This is a genomic window from Bacillus sp. DWP3-1, assembly GCF_049896565.1.
Taxonomy (GTDB): domain Bacteria; phylum Bacillota; class Bacilli; order Bacillales; family Bacillaceae; genus Bacillus.
This window is the reverse complement of the sequence record NZ_JAFCUN010000002.1, coordinates 353,316-374,167: the sequence shown is the minus strand read 5'-3', so window position 1 is coordinate 374,167 and position 20,852 is coordinate 353,316. Positions and strand designations below refer to the sequence as shown.

Annotated in this window: 24 protein-coding genes; 6 read left to right on the top strand and 18 right to left on the bottom strand. The window is 41.9% G+C overall.

Annotation, left to right across the window (positions count from 1 at the left end):
- Positions 1 to 29 precede the first annotated feature (29 nt).
- Positions 30 to 1,193 (bottom strand): acyl-CoA dehydrogenase family protein, encoded by a 1,164-nt coding sequence (locus ACP7A0_RS07300; RefSeq protein WP_426004698.1) that lies wholly within the window; start codon positions 1,191 to 1,193, stop codon positions 30 to 32.
- A gap of 144 nt (positions 1,194 to 1,337) precedes the next feature.
- On the opposite strand from ACP7A0_RS07300, the gene ACP7A0_RS07295 reads away from it, so the two are divergent.
- The 4 genes from ACP7A0_RS07295 to ACP7A0_RS07280 are packed head-to-tail and all read left to right on the top strand — an operon-like array spanning position 1,338 to position 4,380.
- A complete protein-coding gene (locus ACP7A0_RS07295; RefSeq protein WP_066030622.1) occupies positions 1,338 to 2,102 on the top strand; it encodes an amino acid ABC transporter ATP-binding protein in 765 nt (254 codons plus the stop codon).
- Entirely contained in the window at positions 2,099 to 2,959 is an 861-nt protein-coding gene (locus ACP7A0_RS07290) for an amino acid ABC transporter substrate-binding protein (protein ID WP_426004695.1), read from the top strand. Before ACP7A0_RS07295 ends, ACP7A0_RS07290 begins: the two co-directional genes overlap by 4 nt.
- Positions 2,956 to 3,654 carry an amino acid ABC transporter permease gene (locus ACP7A0_RS07285; RefSeq protein ID WP_426004693.1) on the top strand — a complete coding sequence of 233 codons (699 nt, stop codon included), beginning with the start codon at positions 2,956 to 2,958 and terminating at the stop codon, positions 3,652 to 3,654. The genes ACP7A0_RS07290 and ACP7A0_RS07285 overlap by 4 nt, the downstream gene beginning before the upstream one ends.
- Positions 3,655 to 3,666: 12 nt before the next feature.
- Positions 3,667 to 4,380 carry an amino acid ABC transporter permease gene (locus ACP7A0_RS07280; RefSeq protein WP_426004691.1) on the top strand — a complete coding sequence of 238 codons (714 nt, stop codon included), beginning with the start codon at positions 3,667 to 3,669 and terminating at the stop codon, positions 4,378 to 4,380.
- Between the two features lie 37 nt (positions 4,381 to 4,417).
- On the opposite strand, the gene ACP7A0_RS07275 is transcribed toward ACP7A0_RS07280, so the two are convergent.
- The 7 genes from ACP7A0_RS07275 to ACP7A0_RS07245 all read right to left on the bottom strand — a co-directional run bounded on the left by ACP7A0_RS07275 (position 4,418) and on the right by ACP7A0_RS07245 (position 11,992).
- Positions 4,418 to 5,248 (bottom strand): manganese catalase family protein, encoded by an 831-nt coding sequence (locus tag ACP7A0_RS07275; RefSeq protein ID WP_034661459.1) that lies wholly within the window; start codon positions 5,246 to 5,248, stop codon positions 4,418 to 4,420.
- Positions 5,249 to 5,376: 128 nt separating this feature from the next.
- On the bottom strand, positions 5,377 to 6,417 hold the full coding sequence (locus ACP7A0_RS07270; protein ID WP_034661461.1) for a 2,3-butanediol dehydrogenase: 1,041 nt from the start codon (positions 6,415 to 6,417) through the stop codon (positions 5,377 to 5,379).
- A gap of 70 nt (positions 6,418 to 6,487) precedes the next feature.
- Entirely contained in the window at positions 6,488 to 7,708 is a 1,221-nt protein-coding gene (locus ACP7A0_RS07265) for an MFS transporter (RefSeq protein ID WP_106036903.1), read from the bottom strand.
- Between the two features lie 371 nt (positions 7,709 to 8,079).
- On the bottom strand, positions 8,080 to 8,832 hold the full coding sequence (locus ACP7A0_RS07260; RefSeq protein WP_426004688.1) for an SDR family oxidoreductase: 753 nt from the start codon (positions 8,830 to 8,832) through the stop codon (positions 8,080 to 8,082).
- A 41-nt stretch (positions 8,833 to 8,873) separates the two neighbouring features.
- A complete protein-coding gene (locus ACP7A0_RS07255) occupies positions 8,874 to 9,647 on the bottom strand; it encodes a class I SAM-dependent methyltransferase (protein ID WP_066030615.1) in 774 nt (257 codons plus the stop codon).
- A gap of 98 nt (positions 9,648 to 9,745) precedes the next feature.
- The gene (gene fdhA, locus ACP7A0_RS07250; protein WP_066030614.1) at positions 9,746 to 10,960 is read right to left on the bottom strand and encodes a formaldehyde dehydrogenase, glutathione-independent; all 1,215 of its coding nucleotides are present in this window, start codon (positions 10,958 to 10,960) and stop codon (positions 9,746 to 9,748) included.
- A gap of 429 nt (positions 10,961 to 11,389) precedes the next feature.
- Positions 11,390 to 11,992: a class I SAM-dependent methyltransferase gene (locus ACP7A0_RS07245; protein ID WP_065098495.1), complete on the bottom strand. Its 603-nt coding sequence runs from the start codon at positions 11,990 to 11,992 to the stop codon at positions 11,390 to 11,392.
- A gap of 267 nt (positions 11,993 to 12,259) precedes the next feature.
- Here ACP7A0_RS07245 and ACP7A0_RS07240 point away from each other — a divergent pair, with 267 nt between their 5' ends.
- Positions 12,260 to 12,385, top strand: a complete 126-nt coding sequence (locus ACP7A0_RS07240; RefSeq protein WP_080869492.1) for a YjcZ family sporulation protein — start codon at positions 12,260 to 12,262, stop codon at positions 12,383 to 12,385.
- A gap of 42 nt (positions 12,386 to 12,427) precedes the next feature.
- Here the strand turns inward: ACP7A0_RS07240 and ACP7A0_RS07235 are convergent, their stop codons facing one another.
- From ACP7A0_RS07235 to ACP7A0_RS07205, 7 genes are all read right to left on the bottom strand, one after another.
- Positions 12,428 to 12,589, bottom strand: a complete 162-nt coding sequence (locus ACP7A0_RS07235) for a hypothetical protein (protein WP_212040727.1) — start codon at positions 12,587 to 12,589, stop codon at positions 12,428 to 12,430.
- A gap of 166 nt (positions 12,590 to 12,755) precedes the next feature.
- Complete coding sequence (locus ACP7A0_RS07230; RefSeq protein ID WP_008342648.1) at positions 12,756 to 12,890, bottom strand: YrzI family small protein; 135 nt, start codon at positions 12,888 to 12,890, stop codon at positions 12,756 to 12,758.
- Between the two features lie 445 nt (positions 12,891 to 13,335).
- Positions 13,336 to 13,566 carry a YrhC family protein gene (locus tag ACP7A0_RS07225; protein ID WP_041815772.1) on the bottom strand — a complete coding sequence of 77 codons (231 nt, stop codon included), beginning with the start codon at positions 13,564 to 13,566 and terminating at the stop codon, positions 13,336 to 13,338.
- A 72-nt stretch (positions 13,567 to 13,638) separates the two neighbouring features.
- Positions 13,639 to 14,787, bottom strand: a complete 1,149-nt coding sequence (locus ACP7A0_RS07220) for a bifunctional cystathionine gamma-lyase/homocysteine desulfhydrase (RefSeq protein WP_034661473.1) — start codon at positions 14,785 to 14,787, stop codon at positions 13,639 to 13,641.
- A 1-nt stretch (position 14,788) separates the two neighbouring features.
- On the bottom strand, positions 14,789 to 15,712 hold the full coding sequence (locus ACP7A0_RS07215; RefSeq protein ID WP_060596846.1) for a PLP-dependent cysteine synthase family protein: 924 nt from the start codon (positions 15,710 to 15,712) through the stop codon (positions 14,789 to 14,791).
- A gap of 46 nt (positions 15,713 to 15,758) precedes the next feature.
- Positions 15,759 to 16,454, bottom strand: coding sequence for a 5'-methylthioadenosine/S-adenosylhomocysteine nucleosidase (mtnN, locus tag ACP7A0_RS07210; RefSeq protein ID WP_106039591.1), 696 nt, complete (start codon positions 16,452 to 16,454; stop codon positions 15,759 to 15,761).
- 15 nt (positions 16,455 to 16,469) lie between these two features.
- Positions 16,470 to 17,111 (bottom strand): class I SAM-dependent DNA methyltransferase, encoded by a 642-nt coding sequence (locus ACP7A0_RS07205; protein ID WP_127687057.1) that lies wholly within the window; start codon positions 17,109 to 17,111, stop codon positions 16,470 to 16,472.
- 186 nt (positions 17,112 to 17,297) lie between these two features.
- Here ACP7A0_RS07205 and ACP7A0_RS07200 point away from each other — a divergent pair, with 186 nt between their 5' ends.
- Positions 17,298 to 17,501, top strand: coding sequence for a YrzA family protein (locus ACP7A0_RS07200; protein ID WP_034620637.1), 204 nt, complete (start codon positions 17,298 to 17,300; stop codon positions 17,499 to 17,501).
- Positions 17,502 to 17,539: 38 nt separating this feature from the next.
- Here ACP7A0_RS07200 and ACP7A0_RS07195 read toward each other — a convergent pair whose 3' ends face one another.
- From ACP7A0_RS07195 to greA, 3 genes are all read right to left on the bottom strand, one after another.
- Positions 17,540 to 18,205 carry a YrrS family protein gene (locus tag ACP7A0_RS07195; protein WP_034661482.1) on the bottom strand — a complete coding sequence of 222 codons (666 nt, stop codon included), beginning with the start codon at positions 18,203 to 18,205 and terminating at the stop codon, positions 17,540 to 17,542.
- Between the two features lie 66 nt (positions 18,206 to 18,271).
- Positions 18,272 to 20,014: a peptidoglycan D,D-transpeptidase FtsI family protein gene (locus ACP7A0_RS07190; RefSeq protein ID WP_426004682.1), complete on the bottom strand. Its 1,743-nt coding sequence runs from the start codon at positions 20,012 to 20,014 to the stop codon at positions 18,272 to 18,274.
- Between the two features lie 50 nt (positions 20,015 to 20,064).
- Positions 20,065 to 20,538, bottom strand: coding sequence for a transcription elongation factor GreA (gene greA, locus ACP7A0_RS07185; protein WP_007501433.1), 474 nt, complete (start codon positions 20,536 to 20,538; stop codon positions 20,065 to 20,067).
- Positions 20,539 to 20,852 lie beyond the last annotated feature (314 nt).

Below are 20,852 nucleotides of genomic sequence, written 5' to 3'. Positions count from 1 at the left end.
CCGGTTTATATCCGGCTTTTTGCTGTATATTAGCTTTCTTTTTTCTCTTCAATGGCTTGCTTCGCGATTTTTGAAATCGTCATATCGTCCATTGGCGGGTTATGGAGCCCGGCACGAATATCTCGATAGTAACGCTGCAGTGGACAGTCAAGGCTTAAGCTTTTTGCACCGACTAAACGCATGGCTTTATCAACAACTTGCAGACTGTGATTGACGACTGTATGTTTCACAGCGCCGAATTCATTGGTTAACAGCTCTCTTTTCTCCGGCTTTTCATACAATGTGGTCGTTGAGTAGATGACGTGGCGTGCCTGCTTTAATAGTAAGTCGATTTCACCAATAAGTGTTTGGACATTTGGCAGATCACTAATCGTTCCGCTGATGCTGTTCGGTGAATGGGTGATGGCATACTGAACAGCATAGTCTCTTGCCGCTTGCGCAATTCCTAAATAGCAGGAAGGAATGTGTGCAATCCAAGGATTTAGCGTACCACCCCGCGGCCCTTTTTGCACTTCAACAAGCATGTCATCTGAGACCTTAACCTGATCTAAGATTAAATCATGACTTTCAGTTCCTCTCATGCCCACAACATTCCACGTTTCTTCTATTGAAACACCTTCTGTCTCACGATGAATTAAGAAGAAACCCATCGCCTCTTTTTCTTCGATCCATACGCCGACTAAAAAGTATGTAAGCGCTGGTGACATCGTTGTGAAAATTTTACGTCCATTGATGATCCACTCATTACCTGATCTAGTGGCTGTTGTCCCAGGCTTGCCCCCTCTTGTTGGACTGCCTGTCTGCGCCTCGCTCACGGCACGGTTGACAAGGGCGCCCTTCTTCACTTCTTCCGCAAAGAATTGCAGCTGCTTTTCACTCCATTGTTTCTTTTCGTAGATTTCGCCTACAACCCCTTGGTGCCAGCCGATGGATAAGGCAGTCGCTCCGTCCATACTGCCGAGCGTCTCTTGAAACAGAACCATATCCTTCACAGATTGACCTCCGCCTCCGTATTCAGCAGGAAGAGACAACGTCGTATAGCCCATCTCTATTAATGATTCAATGTTTTTTTCAGGAAAATAAGCGCCTTCATCGTGTTCTTTTGCCGTTTGTTCGATCGTTTCACGAAGAGATTCTAGTTGATGAAGCCATGTTTTTTGAAAATCGGTATCAACAAATAATGCTTTAGACAAAACGTATCCAACTCCTCTGTATCTCACAATCTATCATATCTGATTTTTCCAATCGGAATAAACAAAACATACTTTACTTATAGGATTTAATGTGTTAAATTTTATCAATATTAAGTACATATGTCAAAGGAACGTGATGCTTTTATGATTTCAGCTACTAATCTACATAAATCTTATGGGCAGACCCATGTGTTAAAAGGCATTGATTTCACCGTACAAGAAGGTGAAGTGGTCGCCATTATTGGACCGAGCGGATCAGGAAAAACCACCCTTCTCCGCAGCTTAAACAGCCTTGATATTCCAGACAAAGGAGAGCTGACAGTTGGTGAAGCCACGATTCAATTTGAACGATATCATAAAAAAGATCTGCTAAAACTCAGGCAGCAATCTTCCATGGTGTTTCAACATTATCACTTGTTTCAGAATAAACGAGCACTTGAAAATATTACAGAAGGATTGATCGTGTCTCAAAACATGTCTAAAAAAGAAGCAGAAAAGGTCGGAGAGCAATTTTTAACGCGGATTGGACTGCTTCATAAAAAGGATGCATTTCCGAGTGAATTATCCGGCGGTCAGCAGCAGCGAATTGGCATAGCCCGCGCTCTTGCGATGAACCCTTCAGTGCTTTTGTTTGATGAACCTACGTCGGCACTGGACCCAGAGATGGTAGGAGAAATTCTTGAAATGATCAAAGATATTGCGAGCCAAGGAATGACAATGGTCATTGTGACACATGAAATTTCTTTTGCAAAGGACGTGGCGGATACGGTGATCTTTATGGCAGATGGCGAAATCGTTGAAAAAGGCTCACCAGAAGACGTCCTGTTGAAACCACAGCATGAACGAACGAAACAATTTTTATCAAGGATTCATCGCGGAATGTGGCAAGGATCGGAGAAAGACAAATGAAGCAAAAGACAGCATTCATGATGTCCGGTGTCCTTCTGTTTCTCCTTTCTCTGATTGGCTGCAGCAGTGTGAAAACCACGACAGATGACGGCAGACAAATTGTGAAAGTCGCACTGAGTGCAGAGGTCAATCCACCCTTTTTAGCAACAAATGACCGAAACGAACCGATTGGCTATAACATTGATTATTTAAATGAAGTGGAAAAGAGGCTTCCCCACGTACATTTTGATTACATTTTTGGCGAGGAAGAATCGAATTTAATCGGCGTAGGCGCAGGGAAGTTTGAAATGGCGGCTAATTGGTTTTTTAGTAACCCTGAACGTGAAAAGCGGTTCCTTTACCCTAAGGTCCCGTATGGCTTTTCGATGACAGGTTTAATTGTGAATGAATCAGACAAGGAGATTCGATCGCTTGATGATATGACATCTAAAAAACTGGCTCCTGTCAGTCCTAGCGGAGGCTTGCGTTCGATATTAAATCAATATAATAAAGAGCATGATCCGGATATTCCACTGACGACCATTGAAAGTCCTTCAAATGAACTCAACTTAAAACGTGTTGAAAGCGGACGGTCCGATGCAGCATTTATGAACATTTCAACCTTTGATACCATTCAAAAGCATTTGAACCTAAAGGTCAAAGTTGGCGGCATTGTGTCAAAGGAGCCTATCTATCTTGTCTTACAGCCAAGCGAGAAGCAGCTTGCAGCAGATTTGGACCGGATCACACAAGAAATGATTGATGATGGAACACTGCCTCAGCTTGCGAAAAAGTGGTTTGGTGTTGATTTCTTTCAAAATATTGATGACATCTCAGAGCAAGGGGATCAAAATGAAGAAAGGAAGGAAGCGTCATGACGTTTACAGTTGGAGATTGGCTGCGCATCTTTTTACAGGTGCTTGAACGCCTGCCACTCACTTTTCTCATTATTACGGTGTCATTGTTTTTTGCTATCATCATCGGGTTGCTATTTGCTTTCATTCGTATCAAGCAAATCCCAGTGCTTAAGCAATTGGCTGTTATCTATTTATCTTTTACACGAAGTACGCCTTTAATTGTTCAGTTGTTTTTGATTTATTTTGGACTGCCTCAGCTTTTACTTGTCGCAGGGATGCAAATCAATCATTGGGATCGTGTGTTATTTGTGATGATGACGTTTTCTTTACATACTGGCGCTTATTTATCTGAAGTCTTTCGCAGTGCGTATTCATCTGTTGGGAAGGACCAGCTGGAGGCCGCCTACATTGTTGGGATGACAGATACACAGGCCTTGATCAGGATTATTATCCCGCAGGCCTTTCTCATTGCACTACCAAACCTCGGAAATTACACCATTGATCTCGTGAAAGACACAGCGATTGCCTTTACAATCGGACTTATTGATATCATGGGACAGGTGAAGATCATTTTAGGAAATAACTACGGGATCGGCATGTTTGAAGTGTACGCGATCATTGCGATTGTGTATTGGCTCATTTGCATGAGCATTGAACTGATCACCATGCTGCTTGAAAGGAAATTTGTAAAAGGCCGCACCAGCCTGTCACGTTAAGGAGGCGATTTGATGCAAACCATTGATATTCAATTTGCGATTGACCAAGTACCTCATATTCTAAAAGGCGTTCCTTTTACTTTATTGATTGCACTCGTTTCCATGGCTGTGAGCCTTTTGCTCGGATCTGTTTTTGCTTTCATTCGTCTCTTTCGCATTCCTGTACTCAGGCAGCTTGTGACACTCTATGTCTCCTTTTTTAGAGGAACGCCTCTTATTGTTCAGCTGTTCGCTTTCTTTTATGGACTCCCTTTTGTTCTAACCAAAGTGAGCGGTACATTCGGGCTGACCTTTCATCCAGATATGGTCTCCCCATTAGCTGTTGCCCTCATTACCTTCAGCCTCCATTCAGCCGCCCATTTAACAGAGGTGGTTCGGAGTGCACTCCTTGCGGTAGACAAAGGGCAGCTTGAAGCGGCAAAAATTGTGGGTATGACGACGCGCCAGGCGATGATGCGCATTATTTTGCCGCAGGCCTTTGTGGTCGCCTTACCGAATCTAGGCAATCAGCTCATTCAGCTATTAAAAGCCACCTCTCTTTCGTTTACGATTGGAGTACTTGAAATCATGGGGATTTCCCGGATCATTGCGAATGACGGCTATCAGTTTTTAGAAACGTACCTCGTCTCTGCTTTGATCTATTGGCTGCTGAGCATTTTCTTTGAACTCGCTTTTGCCTTGTTAGAGAAACGTGTCAGCGTGTACGGAAGATCTCTCGGACGTTAAAAAAGCCGATCAGGCTCAAATACCTGACCGGCTTTTTTTATTCGCCTTTTTTCGGTGTGTTAAACAGTTCCTTTGGTGCGGGTTTTAGTTTTGGTGCGGAACCGAACACGACTGGTGCAGAAATATATCTGAATTCCCCTTTTCCATCCATGCTTCGGCCATATGCCCATCTGCCTTCCTTGCTTGCTTCTCCTCTTGAGAAGTTAAACAGATCATAGGATACTTGCTGTTTTTCTAGTGAGCGCGGGAAGGTGGTTGGTACGACGACGTCCCCTTCTCGTTCTTCTAATTCTTTAATGGCCGCAAGCCACATATTTTGATGATATGTATCACGGGCAATAAGAAAAGAAAGCATATCCTTCACGCCGCGATCATCGGTCATTTCGTAGAGCCTTGTGACCTGAAGCCTCCCTTGTGATTCTGCATTTAAGTTGGCCCTAAAATCAGCCATTAAATTTCCGCTTGCAATGATATACTTGGCATTCCACGGATACCCTTGACTATCTGCTGCCATTGCTCCTAAACCGGCAACAATTGCATGCTGAGGATTCATTCCGCCCATAACAGCTGCTAGTGCGGGGTCACTTTGATACGCCTCTTCTTGTTCCTTAACTGGTGCTTTATCTAGTAAACGCGCGATCATCGTCGCCAGCATTTCGACATGACCAATTTCCTCTGTCCCTATGTCAAACAATAAATCTCTGTATTTTTGATCTGCCCGGCAATTAAAGCCTTGAAATAAATATTGCATCATGACACTAATTTCTCCATACTGTCCGCCTAATACTTCTTGCAGCTTTTTCGCGTAAAGCGGATCAGGCTTTGAGGGCTTTGCTTCATATTGCAGTTCTTTGATGTGATAAAACATGATGTCATCTCCCTTATCAAAACATCTTTTCACTTATCACTATTCAACCGCATGCCTCTTTATGAAAATGAGCAGAATATGTGCACAAAAAAAGGGAATGGCCTCTGCCATTCCCTTTGTCATCCTACTTATTCAGCACTAACTAAAATTTTCACTTGATCTTTTTCATTGATTAATGCATGGAAACCATCTTCGATCACATCGTCCAGCTTGATTTTTTTCGTGACGAGCGTATCTGCAGAGAAATAGCCTTTTCTCATTAAGTTTAATACAGATGGGAATACGTCTCTGTAGCCGATAATTCCTTTGACTGTACGTTCTTTAATGACAATGTCATTTGGCAGAATTTCTGCGCCTTTTTCCCAAATGCTCACAATGACTGTTTCACCTGAAATTCTTGTTGATTGGATTGCTTGCTTCAATACTACAGGTACACCTGTCACTTCAAAAGAAACATCGACGCCACCGTTTGTACGGCTTGCGATTTCTTGAACAACATCTTCATATTGAGAAGGATCAACAATGATCGCTCCAAGCTCTTTAGCTTTTTCTTGGCGTTCTTTAGATAATTCTACTGCGTAAATATCAGTAGCACCAGCTGCTTTTAATGCTTCAATGACAAGTAAGCCAATTGGTCCGCAGCCAAACACAGCCGCTGTATCCCCAGCTTGTACTTTACTAGAACGAACAGCATATAAAGCAACTGCAGAAGGCTCTACAAGCGCACCTTGCTCATATGAGATTTCGTCTGGTAATAAATGAAGTAATTCTTCATCGACAGATACATATTCAGAGAATCCACCGCCGCCTCCGGCAAGTCCTAAAAAGCCCATGTTTTCATCTAAGTTGTAAGCACCTTGGTGGCCGTGAGTCGCAAAAATAGGCTCAACAACCACTCGGTCGCCTACTTTGTAATTGCTCACGCCTTCTCCTACTTCAACAACCTCACCAGAGAACTCGTGTCCCAGCGTAACGGGTGCTTTTTCTTTTGTAAGTGGATGAGGTTCATTCACTGGAATGAAAATCGGTCCTCCTAAATATTCATGTAAATCACTACCACAAATGCCGCACCATTTTACTTTTAGTTTCACTTTTCCTGGAGCAACTGTTGGTTCGTCAATTTCCTCTAGTCGAATGTCCTTTTGATCGTGCCAGCGTAGTGCTTTCATGTGTAAGACTCCTTTTCTCATCAATTTGATTAACTTACTTAAATAATCATAACATAATTTTTTTAATTTTCTAAGTAGGATGCACTATTTTTTTGACATTCAATGGACGAAAGATGACAAAACATAGTAATAAACAGACAAAAAGCATACATACACACCCGATGACAACGGAGGTTCGGATTGATAAAACATGTGCAAGTCCACCAGAGACCCCTGTCATCATCATCGTCAGAATGGCTTCAACCAAAGCATAAAAACTGGCTACCCTCCCCATGACCTCTACCGGGATATTCGTTTGATAGAAAGTCATAAAACCTGTGTTCGCAAATGCTAAGAAGAATGCTAGTATAAAAAAACCAACAGCGGCTACAAACAATGTGCTGGAAAAAGCATAAATGAGATAGCCACATGCAACAAACAAACTGCCAATCCCAAGCATGATCGAAACAGGCAGCCTCTCCACAATCACCGAATTGAGACCTGCGCCTGTGATGATGCCTGCCCCAGCTATACTGACAAGAAGACCATATTCTGTATCAGTCAGCAGCAGCACTTCTTTTGCAAAGGCTGTTTCAAGAGAGTCAATGGCAGTAGGAAGTACCGTGATGGCGGCACTAAACAACAAATACACCGCCATAATCTGGCGTGATGTCAAACTAAACCGAAGAACAAGCTTCGCATCCTCTTTTAACATTGAAAGGGAAAAGCCGTTTTGGCCAGCATCTTGTTTTAGCAAATTCGGTAAACACATCGTTAACAGAGCAGATATCAACAAGCAGATCGCATTTATATAAATTGAAAAAACAGGTGTACCGATTAAAAAAAGCAGACCTGCTGCTGCGGGTCCAAGTAAAAATCCACCCGATTGTAATAATGAGCGAATGGCATTAAACCGTTTTCGATTATCCGCCGGGATCAATCCTGTCATATATACCATCGAAGCTGGATGAAACATCGCTTGTGCCATTTGAATAAGAAACACCATCACATACAGGATCAGCAGATGTCCTGAAAATAACGCAAAGGGTACACATGCGATCAGGATAGCCCGGGTGATATCTAAGCTGATCATCACATTCCGCTGATTCAGCCTGTCAACCAAACTGCCAGACCAGCTGTTTGTCAAAAGAGCTGCAGCCGGTCTCAGCATATAGACGGCTGTTACAGCCAGCACAGAGCCCGTTTCTTGAAAAATGAGCAGATGGAGAGCAATCATATAAATCCATTCTCCTATGTTCGCAATTCCGATGGCTCCAAGCAGCAAACTCATATCCCGCCAATGTTTTTTCATAGCTGTTCCCCCTATTTGTCATAAAAAAATCCCGCCCCCAAGACATTTCTGTCTTGAGGACGGGATTTACTCCGCGTTGCCACCTCAGTTTATTCATCTGTTGCCAGATGAACCTTAGCAGGTCATCATGAACCCATCTCTGTAACGGGAGAATGTCGCTGCACCACCATCCGAAGGAATCCGGTGCAGAGCTAAGAGGCTTGGTTCCATCATGCTTCCCAGCTCCTTCTCAGCTTAACGGAGTTCTCTGTGCGGGACAGCTATGATGTACTCTTCTCTATTTGCGCTGTGTCTTTATTTCATCACGATCTTCAGCTGAATTGTTACATATTGTACTGCGCCTCGATCAAAGCGTCAATGTTTTTTTCAAGTTAATCAGCATAGATCATCTTTCTGGTCATGCCACCATCAACGACTAAATCTGTACCCGTCACAAATTGATTGTCTTCATCTGTTAAATAAAAGCAAGCCTTCACAATATCCTTTGGCGCCCCGACTCGATTGGAAAGATGCTGCTTGTGGTCGACCTCTCGAAGATTCTCCTCATCCTTCGTTTCAATCCATCCAGGGGAAATGCTATTCACCGTGATGTGATCCGGGCTAAAAGAAGCAGCCAAGGCATGAGTCAGTGCTGATATTCCGCCTTTTGATGCAGCATATGCTTCCGTATGAGGCTCTGACATGGTCGCGCGGGTGGATGAAATGTTCACAATAGAACCGCCTTTTGGATTCTCTTTTATATAACGTGCTGCTTCTCTTGCACATAGAAAAGTCCCTCTTAGGTTCGTATGTAACACACGATCCCACTCATCGACCGTTAATTCATAAGGCGATACTGTGCACATGACACCAGCATTATTGATGAGGATATCAATCGTTTTGCAGCGCTCCGCTGCAAACGACATTAAGTGTTGAATATCCTTCTCTTTTGTCACGTCCGTTTTTTTAAAATAAGCTTCTAACGATTCTTTTTTCAGCTCTTCCTCCAAACGCTTGCCCTTCTCTTCATCTATATCTGCAAGCACCACACGCGCTCCTCCTTTTGCATAGCCCCAGGCGATCGATTCACCAATTCCATTGGCTGCGCCTGTGATGACGACGGTTTTCCCTTTAAAATGTAGCATATGATTGATTCCTTTCTATAACTAATATGAATGAAGTACTTTTATTCTTTCCTGAAAAGAGCGATCCAGTCATCCACCTCTATTGATTCTATTTTTTCCTCTGTCATTTTTAATCTATAATATTGCTTTATTTTCTCGTTAGCATCTAACAAGTATTCTGTAACAATCTCTTCTTCCTTTAAAGTTTTCGTTGTGCGCTTGACCCATTCTTGAAAAGGATAACGTTTTTTTCGTTCCATTGATCTTACTTCTTTTATTCCCTCTTCTAAAAACAATTTCCTCCATTGTTCTGTAGATAGACAGGATACATGACTTGGGTCTCTCAATCGTTCTAGCTGATTGATAAATAGTGCAAGCTCTTCATCATTTGGCGAAACATTATCAATAAAGAAAAACAGACCATTTGACTTTAATACGCGAGACGCCTCTTTGGCGAACTGTTCAGGGTGCGGGAAATGGTGTGCTGCAATTCGGCATGTGACCATATCAAATGTTCCATCTAAAAAAGGAAGGCTTTCTGCATCCGCTACTACATAAAAAATTTGTGGATACGCTTTTAAATGAAGTGATGTATTAGAAAGCATCTCTTTCGTTAAATCTGTCGCAAACACTTGATTCACATATGGAGCCAGTGCTTTTGCGGTATGCCCGCCACCTGTTGCTATATCGAGTACGATCCAGCTTTTTTCTGGAGCTGCCCATTCAACAATTAGATCTAGGTCTGCTCCCTTTGCATGAGTTTGACTCATCACATACTTTTCTGCATTTCTCCCAAATTGTTCTACAACTCTTCTTTTAGCCTGATCTGAATTCATCTGATTCCTCCCCTTTGAAATGGATTTGTATATTCTATGTGATTTTCCACAATAAAGAGCCGTCCCATTTTATTGAGCGGCCCCTTCCATGTAAAAAATTATCGAGAAATCATCCCATGCGGGTCAATCACAAATTTCTTCGCCACACCCGAATCAAAGTCGCTGTATCCTTGAGGAGCTTGATCAAGGTTAATGACGGTCGCATTTACCGCTTTGGCGATTTGTGCTCTTCCGCTTAAAATGGATTTCATTAGACTGCGGTGATATTGCATGACAGGGGTTTGACCTGTCACAAAGGTATGGGCTTTTGCCCAGCCAAGTCCAATTCGCACTTTCAGAGAACCAACTTTTGCATCAGCATCCACGGCACCTGGGTCTTCTGTGACGTAAAGCCCTGGGATTCCGAGCTTACCGCCAACTTTGGTAATATCCATAATTGTATTTAGAACGGTTGCAGGTGCTTCTCCTTGATCTCCATGACCTGAAGCTTCAAAGCCGACACAATCGACGGCACAGTCAACTTCTGGCTCTCCTAAGATATTCGTGATTTGTTCGCCGATTCGATCATGTTTTCGTAAATTGATCGTCTCACAGCCAAAGCTTCTGGCCTGCTCCAGCCTTTGTTCATTCAAATCACCGACAATTACCGCAGAGGCGCCAAGGAGCTGAGCGGAATGTGCTGCGGCAAGACCTACTGGCCCGGCACCAGCAATATATACAGTCGAACCAGGCTTTACTCCAGCCGTATAAGCACCGTGAAAACCTGTCGGGAAAATATCGGAAAGCATCGTCAGATCAAGTATTTTCTCCATCGCTTGATCTTTGTCTGGAAATTTGAGCAGCTGAAAATCTGCATATGGGACCATGACGTACTCGGATTGGCCGCCAACCCATCCGCCCATATCGACGTATCCATAGGCAGAGCCTGGACGGTCCGGGTTTACATTTAAGCACACATGAGTTTTTTGTTCCTTGCACATGACGCAGCGTCCACAAGCAATATTAAATGGAACGGACACAAGGTCTCCTTTTTGAATAAACTCCACATCTCGTCCAACCTCAACGACTTCACCTGTAATTTCATGACCAAGGACTAGTCCTGCAGGCGCAGTGGTACGCCCTCTCACCATGTGCTGGTCACTTCCGCAAATATTCGTCGTCACTACTTTTAAAATGACGCCATGCTCACATTTGCGCCCCACATTGGCTTTCGGTACACCCGGGCCATCTCTTAAAATCAAATCAGGGTATCCAATATCCTCAACTGCTACATTTCCTGCTCCTTTATAAACGACACCTTTGTTTCCCGACATGTTTTCATTCCTCCCTTTTTGTTTAAAAATGAAGTCTCTACAATTTTCTCTATTTATGAAGCAATTCCCTGCTTCAAATGGCACAATAGATGAAAAAAAAAGCGAAGAATGTCTATCACGGAGAGAAAAATGTATCTTCCAGTCAAATAAAAAAGAAAATATTGAAAAAAAAGCTAAACTTTTGAAGAACGGTGTCGATATAAGAAATAAGCCAGACAGGTATCCTTAATCGACAAACAAATTCCTTATATATACTATCATTCCTTACACACCTGGCTGGCGCCTACATAACATTGAAAAGACTCTTCTGATGAAGAGTCTTTTTTAACTTTGCGTCCCATCAATCACGGATACAATTGTAAGCAAAGAGGCTCCTCTGACGAAGAGCCTCTTTTTAAACGCTTGTTCATTACCTGGGAAATATTTTCATCATTTTAACGCTTTGATACAGATGTATGTATCATAGTGATAAACCGAAACTTCTCTAAAGTGATACGCTGAAAATAGGCGGCTGATCTCTTGTTCACTATACGATGAAAAAGATTGTGACCGTTTTTGTTCCTTCATCAGTTCCTGCTGTTGGAAAGATAAGAATACTTCTCCATCCACTTGAAGAACGCGGTACACTTCCTTCATGACCTGCTCAATATCCTTCAAGTAATAGATGGTCTGTACCGTAAATAATTTATTGAATGATCTGTCTTCAAAAGGTAAATGCTCAGCTTTACCAAGAGTCACGACGGCTTTATCCTGTTCCACAAGCTTCTTATGTTTTCTTTTTGCATATTTGATCATATGACGAGAGGCATCCACTCCATATACTTTACCGCGATCAAGTTTTTCTGCTACCTTCGATAATGTCATGCCTCTTCCAGTCCCGATTTCTAAAATCCGGTCGTTTTCTTGTATATTTAAGAGTTGAATCGTCCATTCATTGATATTATGATGATTTTTTTCCATATAGCGGGCAACCCATTTTGAGAACAAGCCTTTTGGTTCCCTCATTTGTTTTCCAATCCAGCTTTGAATCAATGTTAACACCTGCTTTGCACCAGTAAATAAAACTATTTACGAATTTTCTTACTTTTCATATCGGCTCTCGCCTAACAAAGTTTAAGACCTAGTCCTAATTAGTTGTCATTGATTAGACGGCATCTTTTCAGAAAATGTTTCGCAGAACTTTAAAAAATTTTGTTCTGAATAGGCGTTTTCATTAATTGTGCTCAGATTGATTTCGTTTTCTGCATGAGCTGCATATTTTATAAATGTATCTTGATTAGATAAAGGTGGTGCTAGATTATGGGCTTTGGTGGCGGTTATTCTGGAGACTGCGGTGGTTACGGTGGCGGTTTTGCAGGCGGATTCGCATTGCTTGTTGTACTGTTCATTTTGTTGATCATCATCGGTGCAAGCTGGATTTACTAATGTAAAAGGAGCAGGAAACGTATTGTTTCCTGCTCCTTTTCTTTAATACCAATAAGTTGGATAATTGTAATTGTACATATAGCGTCTAAGCATTTCTTGTTGCTCTCTTTGCATCCGGTATGGATTGCCGTACCCGTGCTTTAAGGAATGCGGAATGGACGTATACCCGTGCCCCACTGACGGAAACCTCATATATGGTGACATCGACATTCATTGATCACCTCACAATCTCCTTTTACGGATATCATATGTGCAGGTGATCAATGTGGAGCGTGTCTAAACCTGGTCCTTCTCCCTAGTATAACAATCAAGCATTGCAAGCATCATAAACATGTCAATCTCCTCCTTTTCCAATTTTTCTTTTCCTGTTTTAGTTCATATACTTTAGTTGTTTCTGCTTCATTTCTTCATAAAATGTTTCGACTTGTTGTTCATAAAGAACGGTCTCAATGTCTTTGTATTTACGCTGAATCGTCAATGTAATAAAGAATAAATGGATTGTCATATACGCTCACCTCCCTTCAGTTCGCAGCATGCGAAATAGCCCGCAGATCTTCTTTATCAGTTGACCTGCGGGCACACAAAAATGCAGATCAAAAGACAATGTCTTCCAACCTGCAATGGATGATGCGTGAAATCCTCGTTTACTTAAACAGTTTTGAAGCGTGCACCGTATAAGGTAAAGGAAGGACACGAGCTCTTCCACAGGCTGATGACATGATGAAATTGTTGGTTGAATTGATCACAAGTAGATACGAATAACATATTCTTCAGCCTCCTTTACGTTTTTAATTACTTTGTAAGTATATCCAGCAAGCACCATTTTGTAAACCTGTTTTTAGTAATATAGATGATTTTTGTGTTTTTGACTAAATTTCTACAGTTATTCTTGTCCGTTTGTCCAATACAATCAAAAAAGCCCCCTCACGTATATGAGGAGACTTTTCGAATTAATCTTCATCTAGTTCTTGCAGTTTCTTTTGAAAAAAGATCGCGCGTCTGACACAAAGAAAAGCTGCTAATAAGAAAACACAATCAATTCCCATCATCAGCATTTTTGGAGATGCTTCGATGTGCTGGTTCGGTATGATCGTACCAATATATAAAAAGGTGCTGACAGCAAGCAAAATAAAAGCGTACTGCTTGTAATCTGTCACTAAACCACTCCACTTTTTCTTCACTTGAATCACCTTCCTGTTTAACATGTCTATTGATAGCTTAACATAGTAAAAGAAAGGTAGTGGCATGTAAATCTATCCATTCACTAGTGCGTTTAGTCCTTGCTTCATATCATTCAGTAAATCATCCACATCTTCAATCCCAACGGATATACGAATTAAACCATCAGTGATGCCAAGCTCCTCCCGGCGGTCTTTCGGAATGGACGCATGAGTCATTCGAGCAGGAACAGAGATTAAGCTTTCAACCGCTCCAAGGCTTTCTGCGATTGTAAACAGCTTAAGCTGGCTTAAAAACACATCGACATGTTCTTCTTTTCCAATATCAAAAGAGATCATTCCGCCGAAGCCTGATGCTTGCGTTTTCGCAAGTTCATGTCCAGGGTGAGCACCAAGACCTGGGTAATAAACACGTGTGACCGCTGGATGTTGTTCTAGAAACTCAGCGATTTTCTGCGCATTTTGTTGATGTGCTTCCATTCTTAGTCCAAGCGTTTTGATCCCTCTCATGAGAAGCCATGAATCCTGCGGTCCAAGAATTCCACCTGTAGAATTTTGAACAAAATGAAGTTCTTCTCCAAGCTCTTTCGTCGCTGTTACAACAAGCCCGCCTACGACATCACTGTGGCCGCCTAAATATTTAGTGGCACTATGGAGGACAATGTCCGCCCCATATTCAATCGGTTTTTGGAAATAAGGTGTAAAAAATGTATTATCAACAATCATTAAGATGTTGGCTTCTTTTGTCAATTGGCCGATCGCTTTGAGATCAGTCATTTTCAGTAAAGGATTGGTTGGTGATTCAATGTAAACCGCTTTTGTTTCGGGTAAAATTGCTTTTTTCACCGCTTCAGGATCACTTGTATCCACAAAGGTCGCATGAATGCCAATACGGTTTAGTACCTTTGTAATGACGCGGTAGGTTCCGCCGTACACGTCATCTGTCAGGACAATATGATCTCCGCTGTTAAACAGCATCATGACTGCCGTAATGGCAGCCATCCCTGAACCGAATGCGTAGCCGTTTGCTCCCCCTTCAAGATCACGAATGACGGTTTCAAGTGCCGTTCTTGTTGGATTCGCTGTTCTAGAATATTCATACCCTGTATGTTCGCCTGCTTTCGGCTGCTTATAAGTGCTCACTTGGTATATCGGAACAGACACAGCGCCCGTTTTTTCATCACCAGTTGTTCCGCTGTGTATCATCATTGTTTTTGGTTTCATTCTATTTTCCTCCCTCATAAATTCCTTTACTTAAATACCGTTCACTGCTGTCAGGAAAAATGGTGACAATGACTGTCCCAGGTGCTGCCTTCTTTGCTTCCTCTAAAGCGGCATATAATGCGGCACCTGAAGAGCTTCCAATGAGAACGCCTTCTTTTTCAGCAGCTTCTTTCACCATTTGGAAAGCATCATCATCACTGACCGTGTAAATCTCATCGAATAAAGCAGATTCCATATAATCTGGGATAAATTCAAGGCCGATTCCTTCCGTTCTATGCGGGCCCGGATCTCCTCCATTTAAAATCGATCCTTCAGGTTCGACAACAATTGTTTTTAACGCCGGATGCTGCTCTTTTAAATAGGCAGCACACCCTTGAAAAGTTCCTCCAGATCCCGCTCCTGCTACGAATACATCGATGTTTCCTTGTAGGTCGGACCATAACTCTGGGCCAAGCGTTTTATAGTAAGTCAATGGATTTACTTGGTTTTTAAATTGTAAAACGCAATAGGCATTGTCAAGGCTTGCCTCTAGTTCAAGGGCTCGATCAATCGCACCCTTCATGCCCTCTTTTCTTGGTGTATGAATAATCTCTGCACCGAGCGCCTTCATTAGCTGTTGTTTTTCTTGACTAAAATGTTCTGGTACGCAAAAAATGGTCCGCAATTGATGCTTTCTTGCACTGAGGGCAAGCCCAATTCCTGTGTTTCCAGCAGTTGCTTCAATGATGGTTCCGCCTGGACGCAATTTGCCTGATGCCAATGCTTCTCTTATGAGCATATCACCTAAACGATCTTTAATACTTCCACCCGGATTCATCATTTCAAGCTTTGCATACACCTCTACACCATCTGGGATGCCAATCCCTGACAGCTTTAAAAGCGGTGTGCGGCCAATTAATTCTGTAATATCCTTTATGACAGCCATATGATTCCCTTCCTTTGTATGGAAAAGAAGGGGGAACCCCCTTCTTTTATTGAGTTTGCTTTATCATACGCAAGACAAGGTCGGTTGAGTGAATCGCTGCTTGCTCAAGAAATTGATCAAAGGAGACATTGGATTCTTTCCCTGCAATATCAGATAGCGCTCGAACGACAACAAATGGCGTTCCAAAGAGCTGGCAAACTTGTGCAACAGCTGCGGCTTCCATTTCCACCGCATATAGTTCTGGAAACTTCTCTCTCACAAACGCTACACGATCCGGATCATTCATAAACGAATCTCCTGTTGCAATTGTTCCTTTTGCCACTTGAATATGATCGATCTCTAAAGCCGATGCCTCTGCCAGCTTCACAAGCTTTTCGTCTGCAGCGAAAGCAGCTGGCAACCCTGGTACTTGTCCGTATTCGTAATCAAAGATTGTCACATCCACATCATGATGTCGAACATCAGTAGAAATGACAATATCCCCTACATTTAATGTGTGATGGAAACCGCCAGCAGATCCTGTATTGATCACATAATCCGGCTGAAAGCGGTCAAGCAGAAGTGTTGTGCTGACCGCTGCATTTACTTTTCCAATCCCTGATTTTAATAAAATCACTTCTTTATCTTCATAAACACCTGTTGTGAATTCACACCCAGCGATGTTTTCTTGTGTAGCATTCTTTAGTTGATCTCTTAATATTGTCACTTCTTCTTCCATTGCACCTATGACTGCGATTTTCAAATCAAAAACATCCTTTCATTCCCTTTTCTTCGCTTCTACGATCCAAACAAAATCATTCATTTGATGAAAGGACGTGCTAAAACCTTCTTCTTCAAAGATTTGCTTTAGCACATCAATGGATGGATAATATTCCGTTTCTAAATCCTCAGCAAGCTGATCGAATCCTGCGGCTTTCGCTTTGTCGATTTCCGCTTGATGTGCTGCTTGATTTTGAAACATTGTATCAGCAAAGACTATTTTACCATCTGAGTGAAGGATGTTGCTATAGGTGTGAATGGCTTGTTTTTTTTCTTCGTCCGTTAAATGGTGGAAAGCATATGAACTGACAATCGTATCCGGCTCAAATGGCGGTGCTGGAAATGATAAAAAATCCCCATCATGAAACACATCGGGTACTCCCTTTTGAAGAGCCGCTTTCTTCATGGCGTCTGATGGTTCAACACCAAACACGTTCTTATCAGCTGCAAGCAGTGCCACTGTTAGATTACCCGTGCCGCTTCCAAACTCAAGGACATATTGACCTGAACGTTCTACAATCTCTTTTAAAATGGCCGGATACCGGCGAAACACTTCTTCATACTGCTCGTCATGACCACTTACCGTCTCGTCATAAGACTCAGCCCAATGATCAAATAAAGAAAGAAACTCACGTCCCATTTTCTTTCCCTCCACTTTATCTATTTATTCCTATGCGTATAGTATGCTTTAATTCGTCGAACAGTTCTTATCCTACCACATCTTCTGTTTCTTTCCTACTAAAAAATACTGGGAGGGGTAGAAAAATATTTGCCCTTTTAGAGGAGAGAGATTAAGATGAATGGAGAGTATGGAGGAGTGAATCAAATGGATTTTCAGTTGGATTTTCTAAAGGATAAAATTGAATTCTTTGAAGCATCGTCTTTAAAAGAACTTGAACAAAAGATCCAAAAACAAATTGAACATAATCAGGCAATCTTGCTGACTGTTCATTCTGTCAGTCATCAAACAACTGTGATTGATGACCGGATTTTGTATACAGCGGTTGTTCATTTTAAGGCGAATATCTAAATAAAAAAGATAGCATGGCTGCTATCTTTTTTTCATGTTTATTTTAATTTTTCAACCTTTACAGGTTTCCAGCCTTTTTCATCTACCCATGTGATTTCCACGCGGTAGCGTTCACCTGATGATTTGTCACGGATGGTTCCCTTTGCATCTTGAGGACCTCCGTTATTTCCTAACCAAAGAACCGTCATTTGATCTTCTGAAATCCCCGTCGCATAGGACATGGCTTTGATCATTTCTTTCCAGTCTTTTGAGTTAGAATCATAGGTTGCTGTATGTGAACCGGATTGCTCTGTTCCTACAGGCTCCCAGTCATCGCTTTCATATGTTTTGTCTACGTCACTCGTTTTGCCGCCGTCTGTTTCTTTGGCGTCTTTTAACGCATCTTTATTAGGCTCTTCTTCATCATCTGTCTTCTTCGTATCGTCGTCTTGATCAGATGAGTCCTCTTTTTTTGCATCTGAATCATCGGATGTGTCTTTCTTTTGATCTTTCACATCTTCTTCTGAGTTTTGTTTATTTTCACTTGTTGCAGGCGCCGTTTTTGATGGTTCTTTCGCTACATCTGTATCTTTCGGTTTATTAAAAATTAACAAACTCGATGCGACAACCAAAATAAGCACCACAACGATACCAATTAATATGTTAAGCACCATATTCGCCTTTCTGCGCTTATCACGATGTTCAAATCGAGAATTTCTACTCAAAATCTCTGCACTCCTTTGCCTCGTTCCCTAAGTCGTTACTATTCTAACATGACATGAAGGGATGTTCTATGTCTGTTTCTTTTCAATTTCATTGACCTTTTTTACAATATCATAAAACGCATCATTTGTCTTAGCCCGGCCACTTGCCTCATCAAGGTGAACAACGACAAGAGCATATTTTGGTTTTTCCACCGGAAAGTACCCAGCAAACCACTTATGATAAAGCGGATTCCCCTTTTTATCTTTACTGCCGGTTTGGGCAGTGCCTGATTTCCCCGCTACATCAAATGGAAGATCTTGAAATCTTCTTCCTGTTCCTTTGTCAGACGTCACCACCTGCCTTAAGTACTTTTGCAGCTTTTGAGCTGTATAGCGGTCAATACTGTCTCCTTCCGGTCGTTTGTTTTGAAAGGTTAGCATCGTTGTTCCGTTTTGATACAGCACTTTTTCAGCGATTTTCACTTCTTTTCGTTCTCCGCCTCTCGCAATCGATGCCATCATATTGGCGATTTGCAAAGGAGTCGTTTTGACATTTTTTTGTCCTATTGCGGTTTGGGCAATGGCTTTTTTGACATGCTTGTCTCTTTTATCTCCCCACACACTGCCGGTTTCTTCACGATCAAACTGTTTGAAATGCTGCTTATGATAGACATCCCCTTCCCAGCCAGCTCGATCAATGAGTCCAAGCTTTGCAGCCGTCTTTTCGATGATTTGATCATCTGTTTGGATAAGCTTGCCAGCAAGTGTCGCAAAGGTATAATTACAGCTCTGCGAAAAGCTCTCAGACAGATTCAGCACTTCCTGCGTTCCTTCTGGCTCTCCATATAAATTCTTTCGACAGTCATACATCGTTTGTGGCTGGTCGAGGTTTTTTTCGATTGCTGCGGCAAGTACAGCGGTTTTAAAGACAGAGCCTGGTGCCATGGCAGTCAGCATATAATTTCTTGCCTCATGCCGGTTTTTGCTTGTGACATTTGGCGTACTCGCCATCGCCAGCACGCTGCTGCTTTCAATGTCGAGCAGAACGGCCCCGCCTTTTTCGACGTCTTGTTCTTTCAGAACTTTCTCCATTTCAGCTTGCATGTTTTCATCAATTGTTGTTTGAACCTGAAGAGGATAAAATGAATGAGCCTCTGCTGTATATTTGACGTCCATTCCAAACAAAGGGTTTCCCCTTCCGTCCACATGATATAACAATTTTGTGTCTTGCTCGGGTAATAGAAATTCGTCAAAGGTACTTTCTAGCCCAAAAGTACCGATTTCTGTACGGATGGAAAGCTCTTTTTTGTCAGGATAACGCTTTCTGAGCAATTCTGGATTTTCACTCGTGAAGCCTAATGTGTGGAGGGCAAGTCTTTTTTTGTCCTTCTCTTTCATATATACGCCGTAAACACCTGAATATTTCATATCATTGATGTCTTTCAACTTTTTTTTCGTGATGTCATCTTTGAGAATCAGAGGTTTTTTGGTTTCTATCAGCTGTTTTTTGAGTTCATCTTCTTCCATCTCAAGAATAGAGGCAGTTTGTTTAAAATGAGGAAGATCATATTGCAGAAAAGGAAATAAGATAACCGCGGGCTGTTCTTTTGTGAGAAGCGCTTCGCCGTTTCGATCTAAAAATTCACCGCGGCCATCTGAAATGACCACTTCTTCTGTACGCTGTTTGACACTTTCTTGTATTAAATTGATATCAAGCTTTGAAAAAGATTCTGTGAAAAACAGTTGAATTTCTGCCAGTCTCATGAGAAGACCGAGCAGCAGCATAAAAATAATAGCACCTGTCCATTGAATTCTACGTTTTTTGCGCATAAAAACACCTCGTCCCTATTGTGGACGAGGTGTTTATCGTATAAACGTGATTACGAAATTTTTACAATTTGGACGAACATTTCTCCGCCAGGTGTTTGAACGGTTACTTTGTCGTCTACTTGTTTGCCTAACAGACTTTTTGCGATTGGTGAATCGTTTGAAATCTTTCCTTCGAACGGATCAGCTTCTGCACTTCCAACGATTGTGTAAGACTCTTCTTCTCCGTCTGGTAATTCAACGAAAGTGACTGTTTTACCAAGTGAGACAATATTTGAGTTTCCTTCATCTTCGATAATTTTGGCATTGCGAATCATATTATCAAGCGTTGTGATACGGCCTTCTACAAATGCTTGCTCTTCTTTAGCAGAATCATATTCCGAGTTCTCAGAGAGGTCTCCAAAGCTTCTAGCAATTTTAATACGCTCTACAACCTCTTTACGTTTAACCGTTTTCAAATATTCAAGCTCTTCTTCTAATTTACGTTTTCCTTCTTCTGTCATTGGAAATACTTTCTCTTGTGCCATGAATCATTCACTCCTTCTATTAATCCTCATCATACAAACTTTCTGCACGTGAGTGACGACTGAAATATACAAGAATGAGGACTTCTTCAGGCCCTCATTCCTTCTGTCCCATATTTGTAAAAGTCCATCTTACATGGCGTCCCTTTTAGATGCAACTATTATGCCTTTTTTCAGACAGAACCACTCTCAGTGGTCTAAAGATGATCTATCTTCATCGCACAAACTGTGGAAAGGCACAGGAAGCTCCTGTACCTCGTTCGCCATTTCGATCATATGTAGAAGAATAGCTTATCCATTCTCCATCTTCCAATACA